23 protein-coding genes and 1 rRNA gene are annotated in these 19,141 nt (G+C 48.1%); 23 read left to right on the top strand and 1 reads right to left on the bottom strand.

All coding sequences use genetic code 11. The annotated features are described in order from the left end of the window. Positions 1-418 precede the first annotated feature (418 nt). The 12 genes from rrf to rsmI all read left to right on the top strand — a co-directional run bounded on the left by rrf (position 419) and on the right by rsmI (position 8,465). Positions 419-534: ribosomal RNA gene (rrf, locus tag IC21_RS14890) — 5S ribosomal RNA — on the top strand. Positions 535-899: 365 nt separating this feature from the next. Next, the gene (locus IC21_RS14895) at positions 900-1,079 is read left to right on the top strand and encodes a sigma factor G inhibitor Gin (RefSeq protein ID WP_371836569.1); all 180 of its coding nucleotides are present in this window, start codon (positions 900-902) and stop codon (positions 1,077-1,079) included. Between the two features lie 186 nt (positions 1,080-1,265). After that, positions 1,266-2,723, top strand: coding sequence for an aminotransferase class I/II-fold pyridoxal phosphate-dependent enzyme (locus IC21_RS14900; RefSeq protein WP_029141899.1), 1,458 nt, complete (start codon positions 1,266-1,268; stop codon positions 2,721-2,723). 13 nt (positions 2,724-2,736) lie between these two features. After that, a complete protein-coding gene (gene tmk, locus IC21_RS14905) occupies positions 2,737-3,390 on the top strand; it encodes a dTMP kinase (protein ID WP_017553989.1) in 654 nt (217 codons plus the stop codon). Positions 3,391-3,491: 101 nt separating this feature from the next. Beyond that, the gene (gene darA / locus IC21_RS14910) at positions 3,492-3,821 is read left to right on the top strand and encodes a cyclic di-AMP receptor DarA (protein ID WP_013857978.1); all 330 of its coding nucleotides are present in this window, start codon (positions 3,492-3,494) and stop codon (positions 3,819-3,821) included. Positions 3,822-3,836: 15 nt separating this feature from the next. Next, positions 3,837-4,277: a YaaR family protein gene (locus IC21_RS14915; RefSeq protein WP_013857979.1), complete on the top strand. Its 441-nt coding sequence runs from the start codon at positions 3,837-3,839 to the stop codon at positions 4,275-4,277. Between the two features lie 16 nt (positions 4,278-4,293). Continuing rightward, positions 4,294-5,295, top strand: a complete 1,002-nt coding sequence (gene holB / locus IC21_RS14920) for a DNA polymerase III subunit delta' (RefSeq protein WP_029141898.1) — start codon at positions 4,294-4,296, stop codon at positions 5,293-5,295. Further along, positions 5,288-6,115 (top strand): PSP1 domain-containing protein, encoded by an 828-nt coding sequence (locus IC21_RS14925; protein WP_013857981.1) that lies wholly within the window; start codon positions 5,288-5,290, stop codon positions 6,113-6,115. Before holB ends, IC21_RS14925 begins: the two co-directional genes overlap by 8 nt. A gap of 15 nt (positions 6,116-6,130) precedes the next feature. Continuing rightward, complete coding sequence (gene yabA, locus IC21_RS14930) at positions 6,131-6,514, top strand: DNA replication initiation control protein YabA (RefSeq protein WP_019722094.1); 384 nt, start codon at positions 6,131-6,133, stop codon at positions 6,512-6,514. Between the two features lie 80 nt (positions 6,515-6,594). Then, positions 6,595-7,341 (top strand): tRNA1(Val) (adenine(37)-N6)-methyltransferase, encoded by a 747-nt coding sequence (locus IC21_RS14935; protein WP_026104833.1) that lies wholly within the window; start codon positions 6,595-6,597, stop codon positions 7,339-7,341. Further along, positions 7,325-7,615 (top strand): GIY-YIG nuclease family protein, encoded by a 291-nt coding sequence (locus IC21_RS14940; RefSeq protein WP_013857984.1) that lies wholly within the window; start codon positions 7,325-7,327, stop codon positions 7,613-7,615. Before IC21_RS14935 ends, IC21_RS14940 begins: the two co-directional genes overlap by 17 nt. Further along, positions 7,581-8,465, top strand: a complete 885-nt coding sequence (gene rsmI / locus IC21_RS14945) for a 16S rRNA (cytidine(1402)-2'-O)-methyltransferase (protein WP_017553984.1) — start codon at positions 7,581-7,583, stop codon at positions 8,463-8,465. Before IC21_RS14940 ends, rsmI begins: the two co-directional genes overlap by 35 nt. Positions 8,466-8,529: 64 nt before the next feature. On the opposite strand, the gene IC21_RS14950 is transcribed toward rsmI, so the two are convergent. Continuing rightward, positions 8,530-8,892, bottom strand: coding sequence for an AbrB/MazE/SpoVT family DNA-binding domain-containing protein (locus tag IC21_RS14950; protein WP_029141897.1), 363 nt, complete (start codon positions 8,890-8,892; stop codon positions 8,530-8,532). 454 nt (positions 8,893-9,346) lie between these two features. Between IC21_RS14950 and metG the strand changes: the two genes are divergently transcribed. The 11 genes from metG (at position 9,347) to spoVG (ending at position 18,495) form a co-directional block, all read left to right on the top strand. Next, positions 9,347-11,314, top strand: a complete 1,968-nt coding sequence (metG, locus tag IC21_RS14955; RefSeq protein ID WP_029141896.1) for a methionine--tRNA ligase — start codon at positions 9,347-9,349, stop codon at positions 11,312-11,314. A gap of 150 nt (positions 11,315-11,464) precedes the next feature. Further along, positions 11,465-12,241, top strand: a complete 777-nt coding sequence (locus tag IC21_RS14960) for a TatD family hydrolase (RefSeq protein ID WP_174760516.1) — start codon at positions 11,465-11,467, stop codon at positions 12,239-12,241. 18 nt (positions 12,242-12,259) lie between these two features. Beyond that, complete coding sequence (gene rnmV, locus IC21_RS14965; RefSeq protein ID WP_013857989.1) at positions 12,260-12,862, top strand: ribonuclease M5; 603 nt, start codon at positions 12,260-12,262, stop codon at positions 12,860-12,862. Beyond that, positions 12,817-13,704 carry a 16S rRNA (adenine(1518)-N(6)/adenine(1519)-N(6))-dimethyltransferase RsmA gene (rsmA, locus tag IC21_RS14970; RefSeq protein ID WP_013857990.1) on the top strand — a complete coding sequence of 296 codons (888 nt, stop codon included), beginning with the start codon at positions 12,817-12,819 and terminating at the stop codon, positions 13,702-13,704. The genes rnmV and rsmA overlap by 46 nt, the downstream gene beginning before the upstream one ends. A gap of 115 nt (positions 13,705-13,819) precedes the next feature. Next, entirely contained in the window at positions 13,820-14,698 is an 879-nt protein-coding gene (gene yabG / locus IC21_RS14975) for a sporulation peptidase YabG (protein WP_029141895.1), read from the top strand. Between the two features lie 283 nt (positions 14,699-14,981). Continuing rightward, positions 14,982-15,233 (top strand): biofilm formation stimulator Veg, encoded by a 252-nt coding sequence (gene veg / locus IC21_RS14980; protein WP_013857992.1) that lies wholly within the window; start codon positions 14,982-14,984, stop codon positions 15,231-15,233. Positions 15,234-15,426: 193 nt separating this feature from the next. Further along, a complete protein-coding gene (locus IC21_RS14985) occupies positions 15,427-15,615 on the top strand; it encodes a small, acid-soluble spore protein, alpha/beta type (RefSeq protein WP_017554888.1) in 189 nt (62 codons plus the stop codon). A gap of 216 nt (positions 15,616-15,831) precedes the next feature. Further along, positions 15,832-16,698 carry a 4-(cytidine 5'-diphospho)-2-C-methyl-D-erythritol kinase gene (gene ispE, locus IC21_RS14990; protein WP_026104901.1) on the top strand — a complete coding sequence of 289 codons (867 nt, stop codon included), beginning with the start codon at positions 15,832-15,834 and terminating at the stop codon, positions 16,696-16,698. A 161-nt stretch (positions 16,699-16,859) separates the two neighbouring features. Then, positions 16,860-17,699, top strand: a complete 840-nt coding sequence (gene purR / locus IC21_RS14995; RefSeq protein WP_029141894.1) for a pur operon repressor — start codon at positions 16,860-16,862, stop codon at positions 17,697-17,699. Between the two features lie 3 nt (positions 17,700-17,702). After that, positions 17,703-18,077 carry a RidA family protein gene (locus tag IC21_RS15000; RefSeq protein WP_013857997.1) on the top strand — a complete coding sequence of 125 codons (375 nt, stop codon included), beginning with the start codon at positions 17,703-17,705 and terminating at the stop codon, positions 18,075-18,077. A 124-nt stretch (positions 18,078-18,201) separates the two neighbouring features. Next, positions 18,202-18,495 carry a septation regulator SpoVG gene (spoVG, locus tag IC21_RS15005; protein WP_029141893.1) on the top strand — a complete coding sequence of 98 codons (294 nt, stop codon included), beginning with the start codon at positions 18,202-18,204 and terminating at the stop codon, positions 18,493-18,495. Positions 18,496-19,141 lie beyond the last annotated feature (646 nt).

The following is a 19,141-nucleotide window of genomic DNA, read 5'->3' on the forward strand; positions in this document are numbered from 1 at the left end:
GACGCGTGCAGCTGACGGATACTAATCGATCGAGGACTTAACCAAATAGAAAAGCGAAGGTGCCTTGTTTAGCCCCGACAAGCGAATGTTCTGACCGGCACGGAGCCGTCTTTTGGCTCCGTGACGGGCAGGTGATTCGACCTCGAGGGGCTAGGCACCGAAGCTGGACAGTAGAAAAGCGGAAGCGCCTTGCCCATCGGCGTACGGATTTCGGAGCTTTCGACTGAGATAAAGGAAACACGACGAGCCCTAAAGGCGAGCCGATGCCCGCTTATCGTAGGGAGAAAGCGCAGAAATACGCTAGCCGATAGGCGCTGGAGCTGGATAATTTTCAAAGTTAGAAACCAAAGCTATTCTCCGTTTACAGTTTTTTCTCCCATCCGGTTTTCAGGGAACGCATCCCAAAATAAAATACAGGTCCGGTGATGATGGCGGAAAGGTCACACCCGAACACATCCCGAACTCGGAAGTTAAGCTTTCCAGCGCCGATGGTAGTTGGGGGTTTCCCCCTGCGAGAGTAGGACGTTGCCGGGCCAAATCAAAACCGCAGGCGACTTGTCTGCGGTTTTTGCCTGTTTTTATGGAAAAATAACTTTGGCTAAAGCCAACCGAAATTCATCTCCCACCTACTCACTGGTGCTATTCGCACCTTCACATTCCTTGAGGATGGGAGACTTCTTTCGGAAAGCCGTTAAAAACGGCTTCTTTTCGCATTGGGGCGGTTCTTTTCAGACATACACACACCTGGAAAACCGGCATACGATACCATACATCAATCTATTTCGTTGCAACATTTGAAAAAATTCCTTTGATTGTGAATAGTCGGCAGGAATGATGGCAAATATAATGAGCAGGGGGTGGAGCAGATGAATCGGAGTGCCCGGAGAAATGAACCGGAAATGTGCATTGTTTGTGAGAAATTAAAACATAGCGGCATCCATCTTTATACATCATTTATCTGCAGTGACTGCGAACAGGAAATGGTCCGTACTGATACAGGAGATCCGCGTTATTCCTATTTTGTCCGACAGTTGAAGGCAGTCCAAAATCAAAAATGTATACAAGACCAAGCGTACTAAAACAGGCTTGGTTATTTTTTTTGCCCTGCCCGTGTAAATTCTGTTCTATGAAAAGCGATGCCTGGACAATCGGAAAAAACTTCATCTATCCGTTTCCTGCCCGCTTTTGCCCGTTTATAGTAAAATAGAAAAAGTAAACCCGGGGCCAATTTTTACAGGCGGCCCCGTATGATAAGGGGTACGGATATGGATCAAAATCGAATGCCGTTATTTGAAGCGCTATGCCGCTATCAACATACCAATCCCGTTTCGTTCCACGTGCCGGGGCATAAAAATGGCTTGTTGATCGAGCCGTTATTAAAAGAAAGCGCGTCTTTTTTGCAATATGATGCAACAGAACTGTCCGGGCTGGATGATTTGCACCATGCGGAAGGAGCCATTCAAGAAGCCCAGGATTTGTTGGCAGATTATTACGGCAGTGAAAAGAGCTATTTTCTCGTAAACGGAAGCACCGTTGGCAACCTCGCCATGATCCTTTCCGTGTGCCGGCCGGGGGATCGTGTGCTTGTGGACCGGAACTGCCATCAATCGGTTTTGCATGCCCTCAGGCTTGCCAGGGCCAATCCGGTTTTTGTTTTTCCTGAAATTGATGAGGAACTCCAAATGCCGGCCGGATTTTCAGAAAAAGTATTTGTACAGGCGTTCAGGCAATACCGGGACGTGAAAGCGTGTATTTTGACTTATCCGACTTACTATGGCATTACCTGCGATTTGCGGGCCGTGGCTGAAATCGCGCATCAAAACGGCGCTTATGTGCTGGTGGATGAAGCCCATGGTGCGCATTTTCAGGTTGGCTCCCCGTTTCCGGAGACGGCGCTCCACCAGGGGGCAGATGCCGCCGTCCAGTCTGCCCATAAAATGCTGCCGGCGATGACAATGGGGTCTTTTTTACATATCAGGGCGCCGCATTTTCCGTTTGAAAGGTTAAAATTCTATTTATCAGCGCTGCAATCGAGCAGCCCGTCGTATCCCATTATGATGTCGCTCGATTACGCAAGGTGGTATGCCGCCAATTTCAGCCGTGAAGATATCTGCTATACCCTGTCACAAAGGGAGCAATTTTCCGCGCGGCTCGGCAAGATGTTAAAACTGGAGGAAAAAAAGGGGCAGGATCCGCTGAAATTGCTGGCGGCATTCCCCGGCCTCTCCGGGTTCAAGCTTCAATCCGTGCTTGAAAAAGCCGGTGTGTACACAGAAATGGCGGATTTACAACGGGTTGTCTTTGTGCTGCCGCTTTTAAAAAACGGCATGCCTTTTCCGTATGAGGATGCTGCCGGGCGGATCGAAGCAGCGCTTGCCGGAGCATCTCCACAAGCCGGGAACCAACCCAGGCTGGAACGGGCGGAACAAAAACCGGCATCGGGAGAAACAGCAGGTTTGGACACCCTGCAAGGGTTAACGGAATTGCACCTTGCCTATGATGAAATGGAAGAAAAAGAGGCGGAATGGGTATCATTTGAAGAAGCAAAGGGGCGGATTGCGGCAAAAATGGTTACGCCGTATCCGCCCGGTGTGCCGCTGCTTGTGCCGGGTGAACAGGTTCGAGACGCCCATCTTTACCAAATCCAACAACTGCGTGCTTGCGGGGCGGGGTTTCATGCGGATGCCCCGTTTTTTGAAAACAGGCTGGCAGTTTATAGATAGAAAGGGAGAGAACATGAAAGGAATTTTTATTACAGCAGAAGGGCCTGAGGGCGCGGGGAAAACGACCATTACCGGGATGATTGCCGCACACTTAAAGGAAAACGGCTATCCCATTGTGTTGACGCGGGAACCCGGGGGCATTAAAATTGCCGAACAGATCCGGCACATTATTTTGAACCCGGAAAATACGGAAATGGATGCGCGGACGGAAGCTTTGCTATATGCGGCAAGCCGCCGCCAGCATCTTGCGGAGAAGGTCCTGCCGGCACTGGAAGAGGGGCGCATTGTCCTGTGCGACCGGTTTATTGACAGTTCGCTCGCGTATCAGGGCTATGCGAGAGGAATCGGAATAGAGGAAGTGTACCGGATCAACCAGTTTGCAACGGGCGGTCTGCTGCCGGATTTGACGCTCTATTTTGATGTGGAAGCAGAGACAGGCCTCAGCCGGATTGCCAAAAATCAAAACCGGGAAGTAAACCGCCTTGACCTGGAAGCCATCGACTTCCATAGAAAGGTAAGAGAAGGGTTCCAAATATTGTTAAAACGGTTTCCGGATAGAATCCATGCCATTGATGCCAATAAAGAGGTAGAATATATATATCATACCGCTTTGCAAAAAGTGCTGGGCGCCATTTGCCGGCATTACGGGAAAAATTTCCCCGGATAAAAGGAAATTCACATACAGAAGCAGAATTTCATATATAACGGTAAATGGAAGATGATATAATGAAGGATAAATACACGGTTGGAAATTCAGGAGGGGAAAAAATGAAACTGATAGTCGCAGTCGTACAGGACCAGGACAGCAACCGGTTGATGAAAGCCATGGTTGACCATAATTTCCGTGTGACAAAACTTGCATCGACAGGCGGGTTTTTAAAATCGGGCAATACGACTTTTCTGATCGGAACGGAAGAAATTCGTGTCAATAAAGCGTTGCAGGTCATTAAGGAAAATTGCAAATCGAGGGAACAGTTTATTACCCCGGTTTCACCGATGGGCGGAAATGCCGACAGCTACATCCCGTATCCGGTCGAAATCGAAGTGGGGGGCGCGACGGTATTTGTCCTGCCGGTAGATGAATTTCACCAGTTTTAACGGGGGAATAATGGATTGAAAATACAACAGGATTTGCGTATTGGTTTGGACAAAACGGCCCGGGAAGCAAAAAGCATGGCAACGGGCACAACAAATTTTGCCGAAGTGATGGACACAAGCAGGGAAAAGCTGCAAATGGATGAATTTCAACAGCTCTTGTCGCAAATTGACGAAGCAGGCAGCCGGCTTGCCCGTTCGCGCAGTCTCAAAGACTTGTCCAAATTCAAGTCGCTTGTAAAACAATTTGTGAAGCAAACTGTCGAATACGGGATGAAAAATAAACAGTCACAAAGCTTCGACCGGTTCGGGGAAAGCCGCAAATTGAATATAGTGGAAACAATAGACAAAAAACTGGCGGATCTTACCGACGCCTGTCTCAGAAAAGAGCAGCCCGCACTCGATATACTGGGAAAAATCGGCGAGGTAAAAGGTTTGCTGATTAATTTATATACTTAAGAGAGTGGAAGAAGCCATGACATGGGAAGAATTTGAAAATATCCAGCCTGTTGCGGCAACTTTGCTGAAAAACAGCATCAGGCGCAGCCGGATGGCACATGCTTATTTATTTGAAGGTGGACGCGGCACAGGGAAAAAAGGGGCCGCGCAGCTACTGGCGAAAACATTGTTTTGCCTGCAGCCGGCGGATGATTTTTTTCCATGCGAAAGCTGTTCGAATTGCTTAAGAATCAGCCACGGCACACATCCTGACGTTCATCTGGTTGAACCGGACGGCCTTTCAATCAAGAAAGAGCAGATTAAAGCGTTGCAGCAGGAGTTTTCCAAACGGGCGGTGGAGTCGAAACGAAAGCTGTATATGATTGCGGACGCCGAAAAAATGTCGACAGGCGCCGCCAACAGCCTGCTGAAGTTTTTGGAAGAGCCGAACCCCGGCACGACGGCCGTGCTCATGACAACCCAGCTGCACCGGATCCTGCCGACCATTTTATCACGCTGCCAGGTCGTTTCATTTAAGCCGGTCCCGCCCGCCATACTGAAACAACAGCTGATTGAGGGCGGGGTCAGCCCCAATTTGGCCCCGCTTCTTTCCCATATGACAAGCCACTTGGAAGAAGCGCTTGAATTAAGCAATGATGAGTGGTTTGCACAAGCCCGAAAAATCGTGTTAAAATTGTATACAACCCTTTCAAAATCGCCTTCCCGCGCAATGGTTTTTTTGCAGGAAGCGTGGTTTGGGCATTTTAAAGAAAAAAATCAACTGGATCTCGGGTTGGATCTGTTGATATGGATTTATAAAGATCTTCTTTCCATCCATCTGGGAAAACAGGAAGATGTCGTTTATCCCGATCAGCTAAACCTTTTTTCTGCAGATCTTCTTTCCTGCTCCCCGCGTTCTCTGGCTGAAAAACTGGCAGCCATTCTTGATGCAAAAAAGAAATTGGGTGCCAATGTCAATCAACAGCTGCTCATGGAACAGCTTGTTTTAAATTTGCAGGGGGGAACGGCCTTTGTTTAATGTAGTAGGAATCCGGTTTAAAAAAGCCGGCAAAGTATATTATTTCGACCCAGGCGATTTTCCCGTTAAAAAAAATGATGCCGTCATCGTCGAAACCGCGCGCGGCATTGAGTATGGCTTTGTTGTGACAAATCCCAAGGTTGTCGGGGAACATGATGTCGTGCTGCCGCTGAAAAAAATCATCCGGATTGCCGACCAGAAAGATCATATGACAGTGGATGAAAATAAAGCGGCCGCAAAAGAAGCATATGGGATTTGCATGAAAAAAATTGCGGAACACCAGCTTGAGATGAAGCTGGTGGATGTGGAGTATACATTTGACCGGAATAAGATTATTTTTTATTTTACCGCTGACGGGCGCGTCGATTTCCGGGAGCTCGTAAAAGATTTGGCGTCCATTTTCCGGACAAGGATCGAACTCCGCCAGATCGGGGTGCGGGATGAAGCGAAAATGCTTGGCGGCATCGGCCCTTGCGGCAGGATGCTGTGCTGCTCCACGTTTTTGGGCGATTTTGAGCCGGTATCGATCAAAATGGCAAAAGACCAGAATTTGTCATTAAATCCGGCAAAAATTTCCGGGCTTTGCGGACGGCTGATGTGCTGCCTGAAATATGAAAATGATGAATATGAAGCGGTAAAAGAAGCGTTTCCGGATGTCGGGGAAATGGTAAAAACGCCTTACGGAACTGGAAAAGTAACCGGCTTGAACATTTTGGAAAGAGTTTTGCAAATTGAATTACAAAGCCAGGGGCGTACGATTGAGTATACGATGGAAGAATTTCTAAGTGCGGATGTTGTGTCAATTCAATCCACGGATTAATGAGGTGGAGAACTGATGGATAGGAAAGAATTATTTGAGGAGATACAGCAAATGGAAGTGCAGATCGGGGCGCTCCAGGAAAAGTTGGGGGAACTGAAACGGGATTTAACGGAAGTCATTGAAGAAAACAGCATTCTGAAAATCCAGAATGACTATTTCAGACGCCAGTTGCAGCCTGAATCCGGCGGGGAAGGCACAGATCCGCATGATGAACCGGCCGAGATTGTTCGGAAAATCAAGGAAAAGGGCGTGCCGCAGACGCTTCTTGATATCGGCGAAGGGTATGACAATCTGGCCCGCCTTTATCAGGAAGGCTTCCATATTTGCAATGTCCATTTCGGCAGCCCGCGCAACGGGGAAGATTGCCTGTTCTGCCTTTCCTTTTTGAATAAGAAGTAACGAACGGTCCAAGATGAAAAGCCTTCCTTTTACCGGGAAGGCTGTTTTATGCAGCCGTTGTTTTTGGAGGCTACAGGATGATGGTGACATTATCAGGAGACGAACGATTGGATTATTTGCTTGCGGAAAATTTAAGGATTGTGCAAAGCCCGTCCGTGTTTGCTTTTTCATTGGATGCGGTGCTTCTGGCAAAGTTTGCCTGGCTGCCGATCCAAAAAGGGAAAGTGCTTGATTTATGCACGGGAAACGGGGTGATCCCGCTTTTATTAAGCAGCCGTACGAAAGCGGAGATTACCGGGGTCGAAATCCAGGAACGCCTCTGGGATATGGCAAAAAGAAGCGTCGCTTATAACGGGCTTGAGGACAGGATCCGGATCATTCACGGCGATTTGAAGGAAATGCCGGATGTGCTCGGCTGCAGCAAATTTGACGTGGTGACGTGCAACCCGCCTTATTTTCCTTCGCAGACGAAGAATTTTCAAAATGAAAATGAGCATTTTGCGATTGCCCGCCATGAAATTTTCTGCACATTGGAAGATGTCGTAAAAGTCAGCAGCCGGATGCTCAAGCAGGGCGGCAAAGCAGCGTTTGTGCACCGCCCGGGACGTCTGGTCGACTTGGTTACGTTGATGAAAAAACACCGCCTCGAACCGAAACGGCTCCGGTTTGTTTATCCGAAAGCAGGCAAAGAAGCGAATACGATTCTGGTTGAAGGCATAAAAGACGGAAAACCGGATTTGAAGATTCTCCCGCCCTTGTTCGTGTACGGGCAGGATGGCGAATATACGGAAGAAGTGAAAGAACTGCTGTATGGAAACAAAAACTAAATCTTATTTTTACGTGCTTCTATGCTGTGACGGCAGTTTTTACGGCGGGTATACCGTTGATTTGAAACGGCGCTTCCGCGAACACAGCGAAGGCCGGGGCGCCAAGTATACGCGAACGCGGACACCGGTTAAGCTTTTGTATTTTCAGGAATATGAGACAAAAAGCGGGGCCATGAAAGCGGAATATGCTTTTAAAAAACTCCCGCGCCGGGAAAAAGAGCGATTTTTGGAGAAGGCAGGTGTCGACCTTGCACAGGCAGCAAAGTTTCCATGATGAAAAAAATAAAGGGATTCTCTATTTGGTCCCGACCCCGATCGGCAATCTCGAGGATATGACATTCCGGGCAGTGCGCATTTTAAAAGAAGCTGACTTGATTGCTGCTGAAGATACGAGAAACAGCAAAAAATTGTGCAGCTACTTTGATATCCACACGCCGCTTGTAAGCCATCATGAACATAATAAAGAAGCGAGCGCACGCGATTTAATCACGAGGCTCGCGCGCGGCGAAAAGATTGCCCTTGTAAGCGATGCAGGCATGCCGTGCATTTCGGACCCGGGTTATGAGCTTGCCGCTGCCTGCATTCGCGAAGGGATCCCGGTTGTGCCGCTTCCGGGCGCAAACGCGGCGCTTACGGCGTTAATTGCTGCCGGGATTGCACCGCAGCCGTTTACGTTTTACGGGTTTCTGCCGCGGGAAAAGCAGGAAAAGCGGGCGGCACTGGAACGGCTCGCAAAAATCCCTTCCACCTTCATTTTGTATGAAGCGCCGCACCGGCTGAAACATACGCTGCAGATGATGGCGGAAGTGCTGGGGGACCGGAAAATTTCCATCAGCCGCGAGCTGACGAAAAAATTTGAGGAATTTTTGCGGGGGACGATCAGGGAAGCGGTGGAATGGGCCGAAAACAATGAAGTGCGCGGCGAGTTCTGCCTGGTTGTGGAAGGAAGCCCGGAAACAGGGGAAGAAGACGGCAATTTCTGGTGGACGGCGCTATCCGTCAAAGAACATGTGGAAGCCTATATGCAGCAAAAACAGCTGCCAACAAAAGAAGCGATCAAGCTTGCGGCAAAAGACCGGAAACTGCCAAAAAGGGAAGTCTACCAAATCTATCACGAACTGTGAATCAAAAACCGGGGAGGATGTTTGGCAACAACGATCTGTCCAAGGCGTAAAAAAACCCCGCGTTTCAGCGGGGTTCCGGTTCCGGCTCAGGTTTGGATGCGAATGGTTCTGCTTCGTCCGCTGCCTGTTCATTTTCAGCCGGCTGATCTTCCAAATGGAAATTTTCTTGGATTTCTTTCATCAGCAATTCTGCGCCTTCACGGCTTAAAACAATTTTTCCGCCTGCCAGCCGGAGATTGTCATCCGAGACTTCCCCGGTGACGAGGCAGGTCATATTGGGCTTGTACTTTTTCAAAATGATCTTGTCATCATCGACATAAATCTCCAATGCATCTTTTTCAGCAATGCCAAGATTTCTCCGCAATTCAATTGGGATGACAACACGGCCGAGTTCATCGACTTTCCGTACAATGCCTGTTGATTTCATTAACGCTTTCCTCCCTTAAAGTAGATGTGAACCTGTACAGAACCCTGATACCAAACCCGATTGCGCAAATGCTGTACGTCTATATCTATCAAAAACTGGCGAATACCCCTGAATCTTCAAAACCTGTACAACCTATCTAATTGTATTATAGAAGATAAATTGGAATAAAAAAACAAATTTGTTTAAAATATTTTTCGACAAGGATAAAAACCATGGCCCTGCACCGGTTAAGCCGGCGGTATGCCGTCTATAATGGATAATGCGCTGCACCGGGCGCCATGAAGATGCAAGTCATCTCCTTGATGCGGTATACTAAACATAAGGGACTTTTTTTAAAAATCCACGTTTTTTGCTTATTTTCACGAAAAGTTTTATACTTATTGTTTAGAAGTTCTAAGCAGCGCGTGAAATGTGCAAAAGAAATGTCTAATGTTATCGAAAGGTGGAGGCTGGTTTGGAAGAAAAACGGAAAACTTTTTATATCACAACGCCGATCTATTATCCGAGCGGAAATTTACATATCGGCCATGCCTATACAACCGTTGCAGGCGATGCGATGGCCCGTTATAAAAGGCTGCGCGGGTTTGACGTCATGTTCCTGACCGGCACGGATGAGCACGGCCAGAAAATCCAGCGCAAGGCAAAGGAAAAAGGCGTGACACCGCAGCAATATGTCGACGAAATTGTCGCCGGCATCCAGGATCTATGGAAAAAACTCGAAATATCCAATGATGATTTTATCCGCACGACACAGGACCGTCACAAAAAGGCAGTGGAAAAGATTTTCAAGAAGCTGCTCGACCAGGGCGATATTTATTTGGGAGAGTATGAGGGCTGGTACTGTACGCCTTGTGAATCCTTCTTCACGGAACGCCAGCTTGTGGACGGCAAATGCCCGGACTGCGGCAGGCCGGTAGAAAAAGTAAAAGAGGAATCGTACTTTTTCAAAATGGGGAAATATGTCGGCCGGCTTTTGCAGTACTATGAGGAAAATCCAGATTTCATTCAGCCGGAAAGCCGGAAAAATGAAATGATCAATAACTTTATCAAACCGGGGCTTGAGGATCTTGCCGTATCGCGGACAACGTTTGACTGGGGGATAAAAGTGCCCGGGGACCCGAAACATGTCATCTATGTCTGGATTGATGCCTTGACCAACTATATTACAGCGCTCGGTTACGGCAGCGATGACGATTCGAACTACCGGAAATACTGGCCGGCTGACGTCCATCTTGTCGGTAAGGAAATCGTCCGCTTCCATACGATTTACTGGCCGATTATGTTGATGGCGCTCGGCCTCCCGCTGCCGAAAAAAGTGTTTGCACACGGCTGGCTGCTCATGAAAGACGGGAAAATGTCGAAATCAAAAGGAAATGTCATTGACCCGGTTACTTTGATTGACCGGTACGGGCTCGACGCACTCCGCTATTACTTGCTGCGTGAAGTGCCGTTTGGGGCGGATGGCATTTTTACGCCGGAAGGGTTTGTGGAACGGATCAATTTTGACCTCGCCAATGATCTGGGCAATCTGCTGAACCGTACGATTGCGATGATGAACCAGTATTTTGACGGTGTCATTCCAACGTTTGCCGGTTCGCACAATCCGTATTCCATCCAGCTTGTGACCGCATATAAAGAGGCTGTGAAAAAATACGAAGATGCGATGGAAAACATGCAGTTCTCGATTGCGCTCGCTTCTTTATGGGAATTTGTCAGCCGTACAAACAAATATATTGATGAAACAACTCCGTGGACATTGGCAAAAGATGAAACCAAACGGGCGGATCTTGCCGAAGTGATGGTCCATTTGGCGGAGTCGCTGCGCCATATCGCCATCCTTTTACAGCCGTTTTTGACATCAACGCCAAAGAAAATGTTTGACCAGCTGAACATTACGGATGAGAGCTTGCATACATGGGAAAGCCTGTCCTTATTCGGCAGCATTCCGGAAGGCACAAAGGTTGTGAAAAAAGGCAAGCCGATTTTCCCGCGTCTCGATATGGAAAAAGAAATTCAGTTTATCAAATCGCAAATGCAAGGTGCGGTTCCGAAAAAAGAAGAAACGAAAGAAGAAAAAGCGAAAGCGGAAGACACAAAATCCGGGATCACGATCGATGATTTCGCAAAAGTGGAATTACGTGTCGCAAAAGTAACCGCTTGTGAGCCGGTAAAAAAAGCCGACAAACTGTTGAAACTGCAGCTTGACCTTGGAAATGAACAGCGCCAGGTTGTTTCCGGCATTGCGGAATATTACAAACCGGAAGAACTGGTCGGGCGCAGAGTCATTGTCGTGGCCAATCTGAAACCTGTCAAATTGCGCGGTGAATGGTCACAAGGCATGATTCTCGCAGGCGAAAAAGACGGCATATTGTCATTGGCAACCATTGATGAAAGCCTGCCGCTCGGCGCGATTGTCAAATAAAGGGACCAGATGAGATGAAAAACATAGAGATGTTTCACGTGGAACAAATTTCGACGGATCTCTCTATGTTTTTCTTTTACTTTTCAGGAAAAATAGATGTTTTTCCCGATCATATGTGAAAACAAACGTGAAGAATTTGAGGTGAAAAAGATGTTATTTGATACCCATGTGCATATCAATGATGAAGCGTTCAAAGAGGATTTGGAAGCCACCATCGCACGTGCGCGGGCGGCCGGGGTGGAAAAGATGATAGTCGTCGGGTTTGACAGGCCGACCATCCAAAAAGCGATGGCGCTGATTGACCAATACCCGTTTCTGTATGCAGCGATCGGCTGGCACCCGGTTGATGCGATTGACATGAAAGATGAAGACCTGGACTGGATTGAATCTCTTGCCCATCATCCGAAAGTGGTGGCGATCGGTGAAATCGGGCTGGATTACCATTGGGATAAATCGCCGAAAGCGGTGCAGCAGGAAGTGTTCAGGCAGCAAATCCGGCTGGCCAAAAAGCTGGCATTGCCCATTATTATTCATAACCGGGAAGCGACAGAAGACTGTGTGCAAATTCTAAAAGAGGAAAATGCACAGGAAACAGGCGGTATTATGCATTGTTTCAGCGGCAGCCCGGAAACGGCGAAGGAATGCATCAAAATGAATTTCTACATTTCACTTGGCGGCCCGGTGACGTTTAAAAATGCAAAAAAACCGAAAGAAGTGGCTGCCGAGGTTCCACTTGAAAAGCTTTTGATTGAAACAGACTGCCCTTATCTTGCCCCGCATCCGTACCGCGGGAAACGCAATGAGCCGGCATATGTAAAACTGGTCGCTGAGCAGATTGCGGAAATCAAAGGCATTCCTTTTGAAAAAGTTGCCGAGCAGACGATGTTAAATGCAGAAAAATTGTTTAAAATAAAAGATCATGCATAGAAAGCGAGTTTTATCCGCATGGCAAAATTAAAAGAGGTTATTGTCGTGGAAGGCAAAGACGACACAGCGGCCATCAAGCGGGCGCTCGATGCCGACACGATTGAAACAAACGGGTCGGCCATTTCGGAAAGTACGATTGAAAAAATCCGCCTTGCCCAGGAAAAAAGGGGCGCCATCATTTTCACCGATCCTGATTTTCCCGGTGAAAAAATCCGCAAAACGATCGCGGAAAAGGTGCCCGGCTGCAAACACGCATTTTTGGACAAACAGGAGGCACGGGCGCCCGAGGACCGGGGAATCGGGGTCGAACATGCACGTCCTGCGGCGATCCGGCAAGCGCTGCGGGAGGCGCATCAAATGGAGGAAGCCGTGCCGGAAGTCATCACAAGGGATGATTTAATGGCTGCAGGCCTGATTGCCGGACCGCTGGCCAAACAAAGAAGGGCAAGAATTGGGGAACTTTTAAAAATCGGATACACGAACGGCAAGCAGCTCCATAAACGGCTGATGGTGTTCCAAATCGATAAAGACACGTTCCGGGACGCCCTGATGAAAGTGTTACAGGAGGAATCAACTTGCAAAAAGACATTGCCACCCCCATCCGGACAAAAGCGATTTTAAACCGCTACGGATTTTCGTTTAAAAAAAGCCTGGGCCAAAATTTTTTAATTGACCCGAACATACTCCGGAATATTACGGATACGGCGGATTTAACGCAAGAAAGCGGCGTTGTCGAAGTCGGCCCCGGCATCGGCGCGCTCACGGAACATCTCGCCCGCAGCAGCAAAAAAGTCGTTGCTTTTGAAATTGACAAAAGGCTGGCTCCGATCCTTGAAGATACGCTGGCGCCGTACCCGAATATAAACGTGATCTATGAAGACGTGTTAAAGGCCGATATTGAAAAAGTGCTGGAAACGGAATTTGCTGGTATAAACGATATCATGGTTGTCGCCAATCTGCCGTATTACGTGACGACCCCGATCATATTGAAATTTGTCACCGGACAGTATCCGATCCGCGGCATGGTCGTGATGCTGCAAAAAGAAGTGGCCGACCGGATTTCGGCGGTTCCCGGCACGAAAAACTACGGCACGCTTTCCATTGCAATCCAGTATTATATGACGGCGGAAGTGGCGATGATTGTGCCGAAAACGGTCTTTATGCCCCAGCCGAATGTGGATTCCGCCGTGGTCAAGCTTGTGAAAAGGGACAAACCGAAAGTCGGGGTTACCGATGAAGCGTTCTTTTTTCAGGTGGCAAAAGCTTCCTTTGCCCAGCGGCGGAAAACCTTGATCAATAATTTGACTGCCGGCCTTCCCGGCGGAAAAGACAAGAAAGAAACGCTGCTTTCCGTACTCGGGCAGCTTGGCATTGAACCATCGAGGCGGGGGGAAACGCTCAGCCTCGAGGAATTTGCCGCCTTAAGCAATGCTTTGTTTCCCGTTTTTCACACAACAGTATAAATGCCGCATCAAGCCGGGGGAGTGCGTTCCACCCCGGCTTTTTCACCATTTCCGAAGGCAGTGCATATATAGTGTTATGCAGGCGAGAGATGGAAACCAAATGGAGTTGACGGCAATGGAAGCAAGGCTCAACGCAATTGTTGGAAGGAAGTCTTACAATTGTGATATTTTATTCCGGGTCATCGATATACAGGAGCAGAACGGGCGGAAAGTGGCTGTTTTGTACGGGGAGGATGTCCGGCTGATCGCGGATGCCCCGTTTGAAGACCTGGTCACCCCCGACCCTGCGGAAAGATCTAAAATTACGCAGGAGTTTCGTTCTTTGGAAGAACAGTCATTCGAACTGTTTAAACAGGATATCGAACTGTTGAAGGAAAAGCGCGATTATGAGGCCACACACGGCTATAAAGAGGAACTGAGTTATTTCCAGCTGCCGGGAAGGGTTTTGCACTTGGACGGCGATCCCCATTATTTAAAAAAATGCCTGAATTTATATGAAAAAATCGGCGTGACGGTTTACGGCATCCATTGTTACGAAAAAGAAATGCCGGTTCGCATCAATGCGCTGCTTGACCAATACCGGCCGAATATTCTGGTGATTACCGGCCATGATGCTTATTCAAAATCAAAGGGAAAAATAGCGGATTTAAATGCATACCGCCACTCAAAATCTTTTGTCAGAACCGTGATGGAAGCAAGGAAAAAGGTGCCGAATTTGGATCAGCTCGTCATTTTTGCAGGCGCATGCCAGTCTCATTTTGAGTCGCTTATCCAGGCAGGCGCCAATTTTGCCAGTTCCCCGCTCCGGGTGAATATTCATGCGCTCGATCCGGTCTACATTGTGGCCAAAATCTGTTACACCTCGTTTATGGAACAAGTGAATGTTTGGGACGTGCTCCGCAATACACTGACAGGGCAAAAAGGCCTGGGAGGCGTGGAAACAAAGGGCGTGCTGCGGACCGGGATGCCATATAAGCCAATGGATGAGGACTAAGTGGGAGCCCCGTCCCGGTTCCTCAAAATTGGCCGGGCTGCAGGATTTTACATAATTCGATTGCATTTGGCATATCCTATTGATAAGAATATGAGCCTTTGACAGGTATAACATTTTCTCCAAGGCAGCCCCATACACTGAACATGCAAACCTGCGACCGGAAAAACGGCAAAGAAACAATGAAAAATGGTTGACAGACCGGCTTGATCACTGATAAAATATACGTTTTATTTGACCGGAAGCGCAAGCTGTGTTATAATTGAAACTAGTGAGGTGGAGCGAAATGCCAAAAACGTTAACAGACATTAAAAGATCCTTGGATTCAAACTTGGGAAAAAGATTAATGTTAAGAGCCAATGGCGGCAGAAGAAAGACGATTGAACGTTCCGGTGTTTTGGCAGAAACTTACCCAGCAGTTTTTGTCATCGAATTAGACCAGGAGGAAAATGCTTTTGAACGTGTTTCCTACAGCTATGCAGATGTCCTGACAGAAACAGTACAGCTTGTTTTTATGGATAAACAACAAGAGGTTTGATGAGCGGCAGCAGACATATGTTTGCTGTTTTCTATTTTACGGGCGGCAGCAGGGATCCCTGCTGCCGCTTTCTTCATATTCCAGGCTTGTTTCGTACATACTACAAAGAGGCGCATGCAGGGATATGACAACCAAATGAAAGGAAAGGCAGGGGCTTTTTTGCCTTTCCCATCAAAGGGGGAAATTTTATCTAATGGGCCGAAGAAGAGGGATCATGTCTGAACGTTTTAAAGAAGAACTGGCGAAAGATCTCGGCTTTTATGATGTCGTCCAGGAAGAAGGCTGGGGCGGCATTAAAGCCCGGGATGCCGGGAATATGGTAAAGCGTGCCATTGAACTGGCTGAAGCGCACCTTGCTTCGGAAAAACAATCGGGCAACTGACCTGACAATCTTTGCGACTGCTGCATGGCGCCGGGCCGGGGAATTTCCCCGGCTTTTTGCATATTCGGGCGGCGAATGCACATGCGGCAATTTTGTCAATTTTTATGTTCTACGAAATTTGCGTTTTGATGTAAATATTTGCCGGGCGTTATGTTAGAATAAGAAAAATGAAGCAGGAAATACGGCTGGATTGGATGTTGGAAGTAGGTGAAGGATTTGAAGTTGTTGGTCAAGGCACCGGCAAAAATTAATTTATCGCTCGATGTGCTTGGCAAACGGGAGGATGGCTATCATGAGGTGGAGATGGTCATGACAACCATTGACCTTGCAGATCATATCGAGCTCTCGGAGCGGCACGATCAGGAGATTAAAATTGTGTCGCAAAACCGGTTTGTGCCGGATGATGAGAGAAATTTGGCGTACCAGGCTGCAAGGCTTCTGAAAACGCGGTGTAGCGTCAGGCAGGGGGTCGAAATTGCGATTGACAAAGTCATTCCGGTGGCTGCCGGGCTGGCGGGGGGCAGCAGTGATGCGGCAGCTACCCTCCGCGGCCTGAATACGCTCTGGGATCTCGGCCTTTCCTTAGATGAGCTTGCAACACTCGGTGCCGAAATCGGGTCGGATGTCTCGTTTTGCGTATACGGCGGCACTGCGCTCGCAAAAGGAAGGGGAGAAAATATTACAAAACTGCCGGCACCGCCAAACTGCTGGGTCATTTTGGCGAAACCGTCCATCGGCGTGTCAACGGCAGAAATTTACCGCCAACTGGACTTAAATGAAGTGGTGCACCCGGATATTCCCGGCATGATCAGCGCCCTGTGCGCCCGTGATTATGCCGGCATATGCAAGCATGCGGGAAATGTGCTGGAAAGCGTCACATTAAAGGCATACCCGCAAGTGGCGCAAATCAAAAAACAAATGCAGCGCTTCGGGGCGGATCTCGTCTTAATGAGCGGAAGCGGCCCGACAGTATTCGGGCTTGTCCGGCATGATTCGCGGCTGCAGCGGATTTATAACGGCCTCCGGGGATTCTGCGGCCAGGTATTTGCTGTCAGGATGATTGGAGAACGCGAACAATTTTAAATATAAAATAATGATTGTACGGATTTTTGTTTTCAAAAAGAAAAAAATGCGGTATATTAATGTTATTGAATCCGAGTTTCCAGAGCCGCCGTGCCGATTTTGTACGGAGAAGAGCGGGGCCGGCATTTTTGACAGACGGGATTATGACGGGGGTTTTTGACGTGAAATTTCGGCGAAGTGAACGTCTTGTAGATATGACACATTATTTGTTGGAAAAACCAAGGATTCTCGTTCCCCTCAGTTTTTTTGCCGATCGTTACCAGTCTGCAAAATCTTCCATCAGTGAAGATTTGACGATTATCAAAGAAACATTCGAGAAAAGGGGCATTGGGACGTTGCAGACGGTTCCCGGCGCAGCGGGCGGCGTTAAATTTATTTCGCGTACAGATAGGGCGGAAGCAAAAGAGGCCATCAGCGAACTTTGCACGCTGATGGAGAATCCGGACCGGCTTTTGCCGGGCGGTTATTTGTATATGACGGACCTGATCGGCAGCCCGCAGGTCGTCAGCAAAGTCGGGAAGCTTTTGGCAACCGCATTTGCGGACAGGGAGATTGACACGATTATGACGGTCGCGACAAAAGGAATCCCGATTGCGCTGGCAACAGCGGCTTATTTAAATGTTCCGGTTGTGATTGTCCGCAATGACAGCAAGGTGACGGAAGGACCGACTGTCAGCATTAACTATGTTTCCGGATCACAAAAACGGATCCAGACGATGGTCCTCTCAAAAAGGAGCCTGCGGGAAGGCGCAAACGTTTTAATTGTCGATGATTTTATGAAAGCAGGCGGGACGATTAACGGCATGATCAATCTGCTGAAAGAATTCGATGCTTCTGTTTCGGGCATCGGCGTTTTGGTTGAATCGGAAGACACGAAAGAACGGCTTGTTGATGATTACGTGTCCCTTGTGAAATTAAGGGATGTCGATGTCCGCAGCCAGCAGATCAAAGTGGTGGAAGGGAATTATTTTTCAAAAGTTAGCTTGTTCGGAGGGGATTAAGGAATGAAAACCATCTCAACAAATCAGGCGCCTGCGGCAATCGGGCCGTATGCACAGGGCGTTGTGGCAGGAAATTTATTTTTCAGTTCGGGACAGATTCCGCTAAGAGCGGACGGCACGCTTGTGGAAGGCAGCATTGAAGCGCAGGCCCGCCAGGTAATGGAAAATTTAAAAGCGGTGCTTGAGGCAGCCGGGGCTTCTTTTGATACGGTTGTCAAAACGACGGTTTTTATTCAAAACATGGACGATTTTGCAAAAATAAACGACGTTTACGGTTCCTATTTTACGGACCATAAACCGGCGCGATCCTGCGTTGAAGTGGCAAGGCTCCCGAAAAATGCCGGCGTCGAAATCGAAGTGGTCGCGCTTATTCCGTGATCTTTATACGCTTCCATTTTTTCACCTTATGAAAAATTTTAGAATTTTTTTCTGAAAAAGAAGGAAATTTTAAAGGGGTGTTGAATAATAAAGATGATCCTAAATCTTTTGAGGTGGTGAAAGAATGGAAGTGACGGATGTAAGGCTGCGCCGTGTCCATACGGAGGGCAGGATGAGGGCGATTGCCTCGATTACCATGGACAACGAATTTGTCATCCATGATATCCGGGTGATTGATGGCAACAATGGCCTGTTTGTTGCAATGCCGAGCAAAAGGACGCCGGATGGCGAATTCAGGGACATTGCCCACCCTATTAATTCGGGTACGCGCAATAAGATTCACGATGCAGTCTTGTCGGAATATCACCGTTTAGGGGAATTGGAACAAGTGGAATTTGAAGAAGCTGGCGCGTCCTGATAGATTTTTGCAACAAGAGCCTACTTCAACAGTAAGGCTCTTCTTTTTTGTCCTCCCGGCGCCGTTTGGCAGCCTGCACTGTTATTGTTTTCACCATTATTGATTGAATTTTTGCGGATGTGTGGGCGGGAGAGGAGGCATTTTAAATGAAAAAATAGTTTTGCCCGTAAGGTTATTGTTCTGGTTGTGATTGGCGGGTTCTTTATATACCAACACAATCAAAATCAAAGCGTATCAAGTGGCCGGGACCATTCTGAAATAAGCCCCTCTCCGCAGCCTAAAGATAAAGCGGAACAAAAGGACGCCAGTTAGGATGAATCCGCCGCTTCAACAACAACGGGAAGCGGCCGGAATCATTCTGAGGGACAGTCAAAAGAAAGCAGCCCGGCAGCTACCGGGTCTGGCAATGCAAAATAGGCCGGCCCACATCAAGGCATTCACCGGCATCCGGGAATCCGGCATCGGATAATGGAGGAACATCAAGCAACAGCACCAGTTCCGGCACGGATAAGACCAGCCAGGCTGTAAACCGTCCAAAAGGTTGCCTGGGTAACCACTTTTGAGAAAGAATTGTATAAAGGCTACCACGTCACACCCAGCCGCTATAAATATATTGGCAACGGGAATTGGGAAGTTTGGGTGAAAG

Source organism: Heyndrickxia coagulans DSM 1 = ATCC 7050 (assembly GCF_000290615.1).
Taxonomy (GTDB): domain Bacteria; phylum Bacillota; class Bacilli; order Bacillales; family Bacillaceae_C; genus Weizmannia; species Weizmannia coagulans.